We start from the raw sequence: 13,345 nt of genomic DNA on the forward strand, positions 1-13,345 counted from the left end.
GTATAATAGGAATGAAATAGAAGGAGGAGATTCACTTGAATAGTATAGATTATAAAAATATTCTAGTAGCAGTGGACGGTTCGGAAGAAGCAGAGTGGGCTTTAAAAAAGGCTATCTATTTAGCAAAACTCAGTGACGCGACCCTATGTCTCGCACATATCGTTGACACAAGGAATTTCCCTACTATCGAAGCATATGATATGACTATCCGTGAACACTCTGAAACCTTTGCCAATGAGCTATTGGAAAAGTATAAAATGGAAGCCATTGCATCCGGGATTGCAAAAGTCCAAACAGAAGTGGCATATGGTTCTCCTAAAGTTCAAATTCCAAGGGATATTGCAAAAAAACATTCAATCGATTTAATTGTGTGCGGTGCAACTGGCCTTAATGCCGTCGAACGTTTCCTGATCGGCAGCGTGTCGGAAGGTATCGTTCGCCATTCAAACTGTGATGTAATTGTCGTCCGTACGAATAGTGATAAAAGATGATCATAAAAAAGCTCGTTCGCCAAATTGGTGAACGAGCTTTTTCACTGTTATTCACTTACCAGTTTTTCCGCTTTTTCAATCGCCAGCAACACTTGGGCAAAACCTGTACCGCCCGCACTGTTACGGCGTTTAACGGCTTCGTAAGGATTTAATGCATCGTAAATATCATGTCCAAACAAATCGGAGGCTTCCTGGAATTGTTCAATGCTTAGGTCTACTAAATAGCAGCCATTCTGGACACAGAACAATACAAGTTTCCCGACCACCTCGTGTGCCTTACGGAAAGGCATTCCCTTTGAAGCTAGGTAATCAGCTAATTCCGTCGCATTCGAGAAGTCATTTCTTGTTGCTTTTTCCATGACGTCCGTTTTCACTTTCATTGTTGAAATCATGCCAGCAAATATTTTAAGTGAACCAACAATGGTCTTGACCGTATCGAAAACGCCTTCTTTATCTTCTTGCATATCTTTATTATAAGCAAGCGGCAATCCTTTCAATACAGTCAATAACCCCGTTAAATTCCCATAAACCCTTCCTGTTTTACCACGAATCAATTCTGCCATATCAGGGTTTTTCTTTTGCGGCATAATGCTGCTTCCCGTTGAAAACGCATCATCCAATTCAACGAATTGGAACTCCTGGCTTGACCATAGAATGATTTCTTCGCTGAAACGGGATAAATGCATCATCATCGTCGCACTGTTGCTCATGAATTCAATAGCAAAGTCACGATCACTTACCGCATCAAGGCTGTTTTCATAAATCCCCTCAAACCCCAATAGTTCGGCACTGAGGGCACGGTCAATCGGGAAAGTCGTCCCAGCTAGCGCCCCAGCACCCAATGGAGAAACATTAATTCTTTTGAAGCTCTCGGTGAAACGCTGCTTATCACGCTCAAGCATCCAAAAATAAGCCATTAAATGGTGGGCAAATGAAATGGGCTGTGCCCGCTGTAAATGTGTATAACCTGGAATTAGTGTTTCCACATTTTTTTTGGCCTGTCCCAAAATCGCTTTTTGCAGATCATCGATGAGTTCCAGGATCACTTTTGTTTGGTTCCGCATATACAGATGAAGATCTGTTGCAACTTGGTCATTACGGCTTCTGCCTGTATGAAGCTTTCCGCCCACTGGACCAATTTCGCTTATTAGCATACTTTCCAGGTTAAGATGGATATCCTCCATCTCAACCTTAAAAGTCAATTCACCCTTTTCAGCTTTTTCCTGTAAACTTTTCAGTCCTGCAATGATCTGGTCCGCATCTTCTTCAGGTAAAATGCTGCATTGCTTTAACATGGTTACATGGGCTAAGCTGCCTTGAATATCTTCAAGGACAAGTTCCTGGTCAAAGGAGATGGAAGCTCCAAACTCATCTACCCATTCTTCGGCAGACTTGGTGAATCTCCCTCCCCAAAGCTTGCTGCTCACACTGTCACCTTCTTGTTATTGACCATGCTGTTCACTTTCGTTGGAAGTCCCCATAACTTAATGAACCCAACTGCTGCATCATGATCGAATTCGTCCGCTTTTGTATAAGTAGCCAGTTTTTCGTCATATAGAGAGTACTCGGATTTTCTTCCTTCAACAATCGCATGTCCTTTGAAAAGCTTCACACGGACTGTACCCGTTACATTTACTTGTGTTTCTTTAAGGAAAGCGGCCAATGCTTTTTGAAGCGGAGAGAACCAAAGGCCTTCATAAATCAATTCAGTCATTTTCTTCTCGATTACTGGTTTGAAGTGAGCCAATTCTTTTACAAGCGTGATATCTTCAAGCTCTTTATGTGCAGCAATTAATGTCATAGCACCTGGAGCTTCATATACTTCACGGGATTTGATTCCTACTAATCTATTTTCTACGTGATCGATACGTCCAACCCCGTGTTTACCGGCAATCTGATTCAATTCAACAATCAAGTCAGCCAATTTATAGTTTTTGTCATTCAATGTAACCGGTACACCTTGTTCAAAACCAATTTCAATGATGTCAGCAGTATCTGGCGTATTTTCAAGGCTTGTTGTCAGATCATAAGCCTCTTCTGGTGGAGCTGCCCATGGGTCTTCCAGGATTCCGCATTCGTTACTTCTTCCCCAAAGGTTTTGGTCGATCGAGAATGGACTTGCCAAGCCGATTGGAACAGGAATGCCATTTTTAGCTGCATATTCAATCTCCTCTTCACGAGACCATTTCCAATCACGAACAGGTGCAAGAACTTCTAAATCAGGATTCAATGCCGAGATGGATACTTCGAAACGCACTTGGTCATTTCCTTTTCCCGTACAACCGTGCGCAACGGCTACCGCATTTTCCGCTTCAGCCACTTCCACTAATTTCTTAGCGATCAGCGGGCGTGATAGAGCTGAAACCAATGGATATTTCCCTTCATATAATGTATGTGCCTGAAGAGCCGTTAATGCGAATTCATCAGCGAATTCGTCTTTCGCATCAATCACATATGAACTGACCGCACCAACAGTGATTGCTTTTTCTTTAATGAAGTCCAAATCTTTCCCTTCACCGACATCCAAGCAGCATGCTACAACTTCGTATCCTTGATCTTGTAACCATTTAATTGCAACGGAAGTATCCAAACCTCCGGAATATGCTAAAACAACTTTTTGATTTTTTCCCATTTTAATCGTCCCTTTCGTGTGAATAAAAATTCACTCAGTGTTATTTTTATTCAATCTATGATTAGTACTTTATCATCTTTATAAACGGAATACAAGGGGTATTTTAAAGATTTAGCTAAATAATCCGTTAATAATTTCAGGGAATTCATACATTGGATGCTTTCGCAAGAATATAGTAAACTAAGAGTATGAAAAATCGAAAAGTGGTGGGAATATGAGAGAACTATTTACCTATGATGAACGGCTTGGCATCCCCATTCCTGATTTGAATCTGGAGTGGGATGAATATACAAAAGGCGAGCAACAGCAAATACTCGTACAATGGGAGAATATCCGGGGGAGCATACCGGACCGCATCAAGGAACTGGAATCCACCATTAACCGAAAGCAGTTTCAGCTCTCCGATGAAAGTAATTTCACCAAATCATGCCAGCTCAATTCCGAAATTGCGGAACTTGCTTCCATCATCAATGATTTATGGCTTTGGTATCGCACCAATCAAGGCGTGAGTGAAAAGATGCATAATTAAGGCCTATTCCATGCAAAAAAAGCCACAGTTTAAAACTGTGGCTTTTTTTGCATCCCTCTTATAAATCCTTCCGAAGCTCACCAACGACATGTCCCAATTCCGGGAGAATCAATTTATTCATCGCAAGCCGAACCGCCCCCGTTGATCCCGGGGTGGAAAAAACCGCTTTGTTGTTCACGACCCCAGCAATCGCCCTCGATAGAATGGCTGCAGAACCGATATCCTCTTGAAAGCTGAGCATTCGGAAAATCTCGCCAAAACCCGGAATTTCCTTTGTCATCAATTCTTGAACCGCCTCGATCGTTACATCCCTATTGGCGATGCCAGTGCCACCGTTTGTTAATATGACATCCACCTTGCTGCTTTGGCTGCCAACTGTGACCGCAGCTTGAATCGCTTCCCTTTCATCCTTTACAATTTCATATTCCGTCACTTCATGCCCATTCGATTTCAATAATTCCACCATCAGTGCCCCGCTTTTATCCGTTTCTTCATTACGCGTATCACTAACGGTTATCACCATGCATCGAATTGCCTCCGTGAAACCTTCTTTATGATCCCTGACACTCATTCTTCTTCAGCCTTCTTCATCTGTAAATACCGATATTGATAGAACTTCTGCGCAAATTCACTGACATTCCGGGTCATTTGATAATTGGCCCCAGCCCCGATGGCCATGCTGATGAATGGAATGCCCCGAACCAATTTTTTTCGAAAGACAGTTATGGATACGGCTTTCAACAGCTGCTTCAACGGCTGTTCCATCCAGGTCGGATTTGTAAGTTCTTCGATTCCTAAATAAAAATAGTCATCTTCCGCGTTCTGGACTTCCCGGATCAATTCTTCCCAGGCCATCCCTTGAAGTCTCTTTGGCATCGCTCCTGCATTGAATACCTTAAGGGCCATCATCATTTCAAAAGGCGTATTCACCTCAACACCATAAGACATCGCAATCAGCTGTACGATCCTGACATTGATGACCGTCATGGCCGGAATATCACTCCCTAACAGGAGCAGGCTACCAGATCCGCTTACACCGCCTTGTGCAAATGAATACAACCGATGCTTTGCGATATGCTGGTTGGCTATGTAATTCAACTGATCGATCGATAAGTGATTCAAGTCATCCAGCGTTTCGATATCTTCCTTAAACAAGCGCGCAGATGCTAAAATCCGCTCTCTTGCATCTATTTGGATTTGTGAGCTCTGAACCATGGCATGCAAATGAAAAAGCCAAGTATCAAGCTTTTCAAAAAACTGTTGTTGGACGTTATCTGGAAGCAGGTCAAAACCCTGCTCTAACCATTTATCATACAATGCTGACAAATCTTTTCGCTCATATTGATAAAGATTTTCCTGCCATTCACTAATTTCATTCCGAATTTTAATTTCCCGATTCGTGAATTCCATGCATCAAGCCTCCTATGTACAGAATTGGTGGATTCTCCCTTAAGTATACCATAGAGGATGGCTTTTCAAGAAAGATGATGAGGGGCAAGAAGGTGCGGTTGAGGGTGAAACCATTTGGATCAATGCTTTCATGGAAAAGATCCCTTACCAATAGATAAGGGATCTTTATAAAAAATCATGAAGTCATGTTTTCGCTAAAAGCCAATCTCATGGTATCCCTGACAATCATGATTTCTTCATTAGTGGGAATGACCATCACTTTAACGGGGGAATAAGGTGTATTGATGAAGGCTTCCTTACCCGAGGTACGGTTGAGATCCTTATCCCAATATACCCCCATGAATTCAAGTCCCTCCAAGATTCGACCCCTAATGGCTTGACTGTTTTCACCGATGCCCGCTGTAAAAATGATGCCGTCCACACCTCCCATTTTAGCCGAATAGGAACCTATGTACTTGTGAATCCGATCTGCAAAAACTTCAAGTGCGAGTACAGCCCGATCATTGCCTTTATCCGCTTCCACTTGTATATCGCGCAGGTCGCTGGAAAACCCGGAAAGGGCTAGAATGCCGCTTTTCTTATTCAGGACATCCAGCACTTCATCAGCCGTTTTTCCCGTCTTCTCCATGATATATGGAATCAGCGCAGGGTCGATGTTGCCTGAACGCGTCCCCATTGTAACACCGGCCAATGGTGTAAATCCCATTGATGTATCAATCGATTTACCGCCCTTTATGGCCGTAATGCTTGCACCATTCCCTAAATGGCAGGATAACAAGCGAAGCTGTTCGATTGGGCGGCCAATCATTGCTGCAGCCCGCTGCGACACATATTTATGTGAAGTACCATGAAACCCATATTTCCTTATTCCATAGTTTTCATAATATTCAAAGGGTAAGCTGTACAAATATGAATCTGCAGCCATCGTTTGATGAAAGGCAGTATCGAATACGGCAACAGCAGGAACATCAAGTATTTGCCTGAAGGCTTTGATTCCCGTGATATTGGCGGGATTATGAAGGGGTGCCAACTCGGAAAGCTTTTCGATTTCCTCTATTACTTCCACCGTAATCAAGACGGAGTCACTGAACACCTCACCACCATGCACAACCCGATGCCCTACGCCATCTATCTCTTCAAAGGATTCAATGATGCGATGGTAAATCAGCTTTTTCAATAAAAGCCCTACTGCCACTTCATAGTTGGGTATATGCACCGTTTCAGATACCTTTTTGCCTTCGACGCTCAAAGTGAATGTGGAATTTTTCAAGCCAATCCTTTCTACAAGACCCTTTGTAATTACGTTTTCACTTGGCATCTCAAAAAGTTGAAACTTCAATGAAGAGCTGCCAGCATTAATAGCCATGATTTTTGACATCCATCCTGCTCCTTTACTCTAAGCTAGTTCTTCCAATGATCATCTCAACGAAACATGCAGTGTATTGTACAATTTTATCATGGCGAGCGGATACAACCAAATAAAAACCAAAAATTAGGAATAAAAAAAAATGAAAGCCAATGCCTATGGCATCAGCTTTCATTGACTACTTTTCCTCTTTGAACCAATCATCCATCTGCTGCATGACAGAGCTTGTCGCTTCGAAATCCGATAACTTCGGAAGTTGTACGAGCAGTGCCTTCTTCGGAGCTTCGATACCCTCTTTTTTCTTTTGAAGGATCAGGATGCTTTTCGCAGCCGCTTCACTCTTAAACATGGAAAGCGGCAGTTGCACCATCCCTTGGATATGTGTATGCTTCTTCAGGAAATCATTGAGTTTCGGCGCTTCCTCCGAGACGAACAGGTTATTAGGGACAATGAAGAAAAGGTGTCCGCCATCCTTCACATGTTTAACACTTTGCTCAATAAACAAATGGTGTGCATATGAATGTCCATTATCTGCTTTCAATTCATATTCAGCTGCACGCACATCATTCGGATAATAACCAATCGGCAAATCACTGACCACAACATCGGAAGGATCGATGAAAAGTGGCTCCAAGCTGTCCTGGTTGAAAAATTGCAGCGGATGTTCTTGCAGGTTGGCACCTGCATAAGCAAGCCTGATCAAGGTTTCATCAATCTCGACACCATATGATGCGATACTTTTATCAGTAAGTTGATTCAAGATCGCAAATAGTAAATTCCCCGTTCCGACAGCTGGATCTAGCATGACCAATTCTTTTTGATCCTTGGTGAATTTACCGACTAAATAGCTGACGAACATGCCGACTGCATCCGGGGTCATATGATGATTCGGTTGGACGCTCTCCTGCATGCCTTTTAAAATAGCAAGCTGGTACGCTTTACGAATTGCTTCCTTCTCATATTTCTCTGGTGAAAAATCTCCATAATGCTTAACTAACCTTTTCTTCGATACTTCACTGATTTCCTCCTGCAGGACTTTCCCCTGGAAGAAGTTCTCACCCGTTTCACCTAGGGCATCCAGATACGTACATGATAATTCACTTTGCAATATTTGGGCTGTTTCATCAAATTCATAAAATAATTGTTCAACTGGGGTAGACTTCACTTATTAATTCCTCCTGTTTGCTTCTGTCCTTATTTTATAGGTAAGAAGAAAGAGATACAAGTCGTACGTCCTGCTTAACATTCTTCGTTTGTTTAATGTACTGTTTTCCTATTCCGTATATTTAGAATCGAGACACTGTTTTTTAAAAGTTTTTAAAAATTGGTAAGTAAATGGTAAACGTGTTAATTTCGAGTGTAGATGACTAGGGGGAAGTGTTATTTGGATGATACTAAAAAAGATTCTAAAGTGGGGATTTTTTGTTTTTATTTTCCTGTACGGGATATTAACTGTTCTTTGGATTATCTTTGTGATTTCACTTGGTTGGTTAGAATTTAATAACCTATGAACTATATTCTCCTTTTAAACATTAAAACAAAAAACCGGACACATTGCGTCCGGTTTCTAAGAATTCGCCTCTTATTTTGCTGCTTTAGCCGCTTCGATTGCACCCTCGTAATTTGGATGGTTGGTACCTTCACTAACATATTCTACATATGTGATTTCATCATTGCTGTTTACAACGAACACCGAGCGTGCCAATAGTCGAAGTTCTTGCATGACGACACCATAGGCTTCACCGAATGAAAGGTCACGGTGATCGGAAAGAACTTGAACATTGTCCAGGCCACTAGCAGCACACCAGCGTTTTTGCGCGAAAGGAAGATCGTTACTGATCGTCAGAACTTTTACATTATCCAATTTTGCCGCTTCTTCATTGAATTTACGTGTCTGTGCATCACATACACCTGTATCGACAGATGGAACTACACTGATAATGCGGACAGAACCTTGGGAGTCGCTTAATGTAACCGGTGATAAGTCATTAGCCAATACCGTAAAATCAGGTGCTTTGTCCCCAACTTTTAGTTCTGATCCCACTAAAGTGACCGGGTTGTTTTTAAATGTAACTGAAGCCATTAAAAATTCCTCCTCTTTCTGCTATATGTACAAGCATAATAATATTTGTTTTACCGGAATTTTGCAATTAATTGAATTAGGAAAAGTGAATTGGCGGTTCACATGTGTGGAAAATCAAGCATTAAGTGGTGTAAGCATATTACAGCAAAAAGAAAACTCGGCGGATGCCGAGTCGCAGTTAGAAATCTAAATCCTGTTTAGGTTCTTGGTACCTCTTTACGTTTGTTTGACTGCTACTGCTGCCTTGCCTTTGATTACTACTTTCTTTTTTGGATAGCATGGACTGAATCTTATCGACGACTTGAGGAGCTAAATCCATCATTTTTTCGAGAAGATGCGTACCTTCATCAAGATGAATCATTTTCACCCCGTGGGAACCGACAATCAAAAAGGCAATTGGTGTTATGGAAACCCCACCGCCGCTACCGCCGCCAAAAGGCTGCTTGGAATCACCTTGATGTGCTTGATGGTTTCCATCCATTACAAATTCGCTGCCACCGGCTGCAAAACCAAAACCAACTTTGGATACGGTTAAAATGACACTTCCATCCGGAGTCTCCACCGGATCACCGATGATCGTGTTCACATCGACCATTTCTTTCAGATTTTCCATCGCTTCTTTCATTAAACCTTGAATCGGATGATCTGACATTTAAATTCCTCCACTCTAGAACGATTGTTTATTGGAATCACCTGATAGCTTCGCTAATTTCCTGGACCTGAAATGCGGTTTTCCGCCTTTCCAATAACGAAGCAGTTTTATTCCAGTCACCATAGCCTGCCCGATTCTAAATTGTAATATGCAGGAAATCGACGTATTGGCCTGCCATCTTTGAAAGTCAGGTGTAATGGAATATGCGGGCATGATCCGGAAGTTGAAATAGGTTGTCAGCAAACCGATGATTGAGCCTTTAAGCGCCCAGCATGCACCTGTTAAAACACCGGTATGTGCAGCGTTTTTAGTACCGACAATACTATGCCAGCTGAATTTTTTAACTTGGATTTTCCCTGTGAACTGACGGACGACCCTATGAAATCCGACCATATGCTGAAGCAACTCCTTCATGTCAGCGAATCCGTCACGCAAATCTTCGGGTGTGATTTTTTTCATATCTTCTTTTTTGGTTTTCCCCTTCATTTCTTGCTCTTCCTTTACTACTATAGCTGCCGAGTCATCATCCTTTTTAATGACCGGGACTTTGAATGTATAGTGAATAAGTCCATACCAAGCTGATAATTTAATATGTATTTTGTCATTCGTTTGGACACGTTTGTAGTCAATGTATACTCTTACTTTTGTGAAAATAAGAATAAGCAGCACCAAAATGAGGATACCTATAATCAGCAAAACCCACATCATGCACCCACACCCCTTCAGCCTATCATTATCGGCAAATGCAAAAAAAAATAAACCTGCAAAAGCGAAAAACACGCTCTTACAGATTCATGAATGGAAAATATCATCTTCTGATCAAAACAACACCCGTGTCTGCAAAGACATCATGCAAAGCCTGTTTCTTCGGTAATAAGCCTGCCAGGAGATAGCCAATCCAAGTAACTTTTGAAATATATCGGCCAATCAGCTCCCTGAACAATATCGTACCCCAAGAAATGGTTTTTGTCTCTTCCCTCAATGTAACGACTTTCAGTCCAAAAATCATCTTACCAAGGGTTTGGTTCAAGAATTTGGTCATCAAAACAAAGTATAAGAAGAATACGATCCCTGTTAGTAAGCCTTCTGCGGAAAACCAAAGATCATCTGTCCCTTCATAAAACTTGAAGATGGGATGAATCAAAATCCGATTCAAACTTCCGATAACCAACAAATCAGCTAAATAGGCCCAAAATCTCATCCAAAATCCAGCAAAATGCACTCTCTTGACTCCGCCATCATCCACGGCCTGCTTGGCTGGCGTAAATTCCTGCTGAACGGGAACCTCTTGATCTGCCAGTACATTGGATGCAGCGGTTTGTTCATTGTTTTCATTTCGTTCCGTCATCCTTCAGCCCCCCTATTCCGCATACAAATACATTAAGCGTGGAGAATTTGAAGAGGAAAGGATTTTTGTCAAGACGGCCGTTTCCACATCATTCCCCAACATTTTTTGCGCTTCCATACTGAATAATGAACCGAAACCTGCCTCATCGGTATAGCGGATAACTTGAGCATCTTTTTTACCGATATCAGTTTTCATCGCGGCAATTACATCATCCAAATGGCCGAAATCATCTATTAAATGGTTTTCTTTAGCCTGACGCCCATCATAAATGCGACCATCAGCAATTTTGCGTACTTCATTCTCTGTCATACCTCGTCCGTCGGCAATGACTTTTACAAATTGATCATAAGAATTATTAATCATATTTTGCAGTATTTCACGTTCTTCTCCAGTCATTTCCCGAGTTGGGCTCATAATATCTTTGTGTGGTCCGCTTTTGATGGTTTCGAACTCAACGCCATACTTCTTGGCCAGCTTCTCGTAATTATACCCATGCATGATGACACCTAGTGAACCCGTCATCGTTTCTGGGCTGGCGTAAATCTTATCGGCTGGCGCAGAAATATAATATCCGCCGGAAGCCGCCATTGATCCCATTGAAACATAGACAGGTTTTTTCACTTTTTTAATATCAAGGATCTTATCATAGATCTCAGCACTTTCTACGACACCGCCGCCAGGAGAATTCACCCTTAGTATGATTCCTTTGATATCATCATTTTCCTCTGCCATCTTCAGCTTATCCATGAAGGCACGGTGATTATATGTTGCTGAACTTAGTAATGAAGCTTCTCCTGTATCTTGAATCGTTCCCTCTACATCGAATACTGCAATAACATTAGAAAAATCATCGCCTTCTATGACTTCCTCGTTAAATGCACTTTCAGAAGCAAATAATTCATCAATGATATTTTCCGTATCCGCTGTAAATAGAGTTGTAGCCGTCCCTACAGCAATAGAGACAAAAAATAAAACGGCTGCAATTCCAAGTGCCGCCCAACGTTTTCCATTCATCTGTTTTCCCCCTTAAATATATGTATCCTTCTTATCATACGAACTGCATACATTAATGTTTCATTCCATGATAAACTAGACATATAAAATTGTAGCAAATAATCCTCTAATTGGAAATGAATCAGTGCATTTTGCACGATCTGCATTTACCTGAACAGGAAAAAGAAAGCCCTTTCATCACCAATCATACTAGGGGGGAACATGATGAACACACGCAGGAATATTTATTTTTTCCATGCACCGAATGCAGAAATACTTAACAAGATCGAATACTTATCGGACTTAGCGAAACAGCATTCATATGAAGTCATCCAAGATTTCACAAAGGCCAACATCATCGTAAGCATAGGTGATGACGGCACATTCCTGCAGGCAGCCCGTAAAACCGGGTTCAGGGATGATTGTTTATATGCAGGCATTTCCACCACAGGTAACTTGAATATGTATTGCGATTTCCACTTGGAAGACACGGATAAAATGATCGATGCCATGACAAGAGAGCAAATCGAGGTGTGTAAATATCCAACCATCGATATCCAGTTGGACGATCAGCCCTCCTTTTATGCCCTCAATGAACTCAGTATCCGGACTTCCATAACCAAAACGTTCATCATGGATATTTTCATTGATCAACTCCATTTTGAAACTTTTCGCGGCGACGGAATCATCATTGCGACCCCGACCGGAAGCACCGCCTATAATAAATCGGTAAACGGGGCCGTTGTGGATCCGCTTCTCCCTTGTTTTCAAGTGAGCGAGTTCGCATCCATCAATAATAATTCCTATCGGACCCTAGGTTCTTCATTCATCCTAAGCGGCGATAGATCTTTGACCGTCCACCTTGAACAAAACGGGCCAAGTTACCCGATCATCGGAATGGACAATGAAGCCTTAAGCATCAATCATGTTGAAAAGGTCAAGGTCCGGTTAAGCGGTAAAGTCATCAAGACCGTTAAGCTTAAGGATAATTCCTTTTGGGAAAAGGTGAAAAGGACCTTTCTTTGAACTAACAAAAAAGGTACCGGATATGTCCGGTACCTTTTATATATGGTAAAAATCTTTCGTATTTTGATAAAGGATTTCATAGACATCCTCAATTGGCAATCCTTTAATCGAAGCAATTTGACGAACACTTTCATGCATCATGCCCGGGTGCGTCCATTTCCCTTTGAAAACCCCTTCAAACGGCCATGGGCCATCCGTTTCAATCATCATCAGCTTAAGTGGGTATGCAAAAACCAATTCCTGTATTTCCCTCTCATAACAAACATCAGGTGTAATCGAAATGCGGTACCCCTTTTCGGCCATTCTTTCGACTGTCCTGATATCACCTTTAAACCAATGAAAGTGTGCCTTTGTGATTTGATGCTTATCCAAAAGGTCGCAAACGATGGGGGCATCGCCATAGACGGCATGAAGGATAACCGGCTTTTCAACCTCTTTAGCAAAAGCCAGCAACCTTTCCAGTATCTCTACATAACCTGACGTATCCATATTGGGATTTTCCTGCCTTAAGTAATACGGGAGTCCGATCTCACCTACAGCAACCATATTATGACGATGTTCCCGCATCCAATACAATAATTCGTTCACTTCCTCTTTACTCGGGAGGGGCTGCTCGGGATGAAAGCCGAAGGCAGGCTTAATTCGTGAATCTTTGAGTGAAAGCTGGTCATTGTTTATGGAAGAGGTTAAATTCATGGAAACTGTCACCAATGATTCCAAATGCACCTTTTCCATATCAGAGAGAATCTGCTTCTGTTCACTTTCATCATACCTATCCAAATGGATATGGCTGTCGATGATCTTCATTTTCAATT

15 protein-coding genes are annotated in these 13,345 nt (G+C 41.9%); 3 read left to right on the forward strand and 12 right to left on the reverse strand.

Going from position 1 to position 13,345, the window contains the following annotated elements; all coding sequences use genetic code 11:
• Positions 1-44 precede the first annotated feature (44 nt).
• Positions 45-491 carry a universal stress protein gene (locus N9I19_RS02830; RefSeq protein ID WP_061466162.1) on the forward strand — a complete coding sequence of 149 codons (447 nt, stop codon included), beginning with the start codon at positions 45-47 and terminating at the stop codon, positions 489-491.
• Between the two features lie 47 nt (positions 492-538).
• Here N9I19_RS02830 and argH read toward each other — a convergent pair whose 3' ends face one another.
• Together argH and N9I19_RS02840 are read right to left on the reverse strand one after the other, a co-directional pair.
• Positions 539-1,918, reverse strand: coding sequence for an argininosuccinate lyase (gene argH / locus N9I19_RS02835; protein WP_317776919.1), 1,380 nt, complete (start codon positions 1,916-1,918; stop codon positions 539-541).
• Positions 1,915-3,123, reverse strand: a complete 1,209-nt coding sequence (locus N9I19_RS02840; protein ID WP_061464377.1) for an argininosuccinate synthase — start codon at positions 3,121-3,123, stop codon at positions 1,915-1,917. The genes argH and N9I19_RS02840 overlap by 4 nt, the downstream gene beginning before the upstream one ends.
• A 214-nt stretch (positions 3,124-3,337) precedes the next feature.
• On the opposite strand from N9I19_RS02840, the gene N9I19_RS02845 reads away from it, so the two are divergent.
• Positions 3,338-3,652, forward strand: coding sequence for a hypothetical protein (locus N9I19_RS02845; RefSeq protein WP_061464378.1), 315 nt, complete (start codon positions 3,338-3,340; stop codon positions 3,650-3,652).
• Between the two features lie 58 nt (positions 3,653-3,710).
• Here the strand turns inward: N9I19_RS02845 and N9I19_RS02850 are convergent, their stop codons facing one another.
• The 9 genes from N9I19_RS02850 to sppA all read right to left on the reverse strand — a co-directional run bounded on the left by N9I19_RS02850 (position 3,711) and on the right by sppA (position 11,525).
• Positions 3,711-4,223, reverse strand: a complete 513-nt coding sequence (locus N9I19_RS02850; protein WP_089361748.1) for a MogA/MoaB family molybdenum cofactor biosynthesis protein — start codon at positions 4,221-4,223, stop codon at positions 3,711-3,713.
• Positions 4,220-5,062 carry an EcsC family protein gene (locus N9I19_RS02855; protein ID WP_317776920.1) on the reverse strand — a complete coding sequence of 281 codons (843 nt, stop codon included), beginning with the start codon at positions 5,060-5,062 and terminating at the stop codon, positions 4,220-4,222. Before N9I19_RS02855 ends, N9I19_RS02850 begins: the two co-directional genes overlap by 4 nt.
• A 175-nt stretch (positions 5,063-5,237) precedes the next feature.
• Entirely contained in the window at positions 5,238-6,440 is a 1,203-nt protein-coding gene (locus N9I19_RS02860; protein WP_061464381.1) for an acetate kinase, read from the reverse strand.
• Between the two features lie 166 nt (positions 6,441-6,606).
• Entirely contained in the window at positions 6,607-7,593 is a 987-nt protein-coding gene (locus N9I19_RS02865) for a class I SAM-dependent methyltransferase (protein WP_061464382.1), read from the reverse strand.
• Between the two features lie 417 nt (positions 7,594-8,010).
• A complete protein-coding gene (gene tpx / locus N9I19_RS02870) occupies positions 8,011-8,511 on the reverse strand; it encodes a thiol peroxidase (RefSeq protein WP_317776921.1) in 501 nt (166 codons plus the stop codon).
• Positions 8,512-8,689: 178 nt separating this feature from the next.
• Positions 8,690-9,163, reverse strand: coding sequence for a GerW family sporulation protein (gene ytfJ, locus N9I19_RS02875; protein WP_061464384.1), 474 nt, complete (start codon positions 9,161-9,163; stop codon positions 8,690-8,692).
• Positions 9,164-9,178: 15 nt separating this feature from the next.
• The gene (locus tag N9I19_RS02880) at positions 9,179-9,871 is read right to left on the reverse strand and encodes a DUF2953 domain-containing protein (RefSeq protein ID WP_317776922.1); all 693 of its coding nucleotides are present in this window, start codon (positions 9,869-9,871) and stop codon (positions 9,179-9,181) included.
• A 100-nt stretch (positions 9,872-9,971) separates the two neighbouring features.
• Positions 9,972-10,511, reverse strand: coding sequence for an RDD family protein (locus tag N9I19_RS02885; RefSeq protein WP_317776923.1), 540 nt, complete (start codon positions 10,509-10,511; stop codon positions 9,972-9,974).
• Positions 10,512-10,523: 12 nt separating this feature from the next.
• Entirely contained in the window at positions 10,524-11,525 is a 1,002-nt protein-coding gene (gene sppA, locus N9I19_RS02890; protein ID WP_317776924.1) for a signal peptide peptidase SppA, read from the reverse strand.
• A 204-nt stretch (positions 11,526-11,729) separates the two neighbouring features.
• Between sppA and N9I19_RS02895 the strand changes: the two genes are divergently transcribed.
• The gene (locus tag N9I19_RS02895; protein ID WP_317776925.1) at positions 11,730-12,530 is read left to right on the forward strand and encodes an NAD kinase; all 801 of its coding nucleotides are present in this window, start codon (positions 11,730-11,732) and stop codon (positions 12,528-12,530) included.
• A 36-nt stretch (positions 12,531-12,566) separates the two neighbouring features.
• Here N9I19_RS02895 and N9I19_RS02900 read toward each other — a convergent pair whose 3' ends face one another.
• Positions 12,567-13,337, reverse strand: coding sequence for a TatD family hydrolase (locus N9I19_RS02900; RefSeq protein ID WP_284470018.1), 771 nt, complete (start codon positions 13,335-13,337; stop codon positions 12,567-12,569).
• Positions 13,338-13,345: the final 8 nt, after the last annotated feature.

It is taken from the genome of Peribacillus sp. CSMR9 (genome assembly GCF_033141925.1).
GTDB classification, from domain to species: Bacteria; Bacillota; Bacilli; order Bacillales; family DSM-1321; genus Peribacillus; species Peribacillus simplex_A.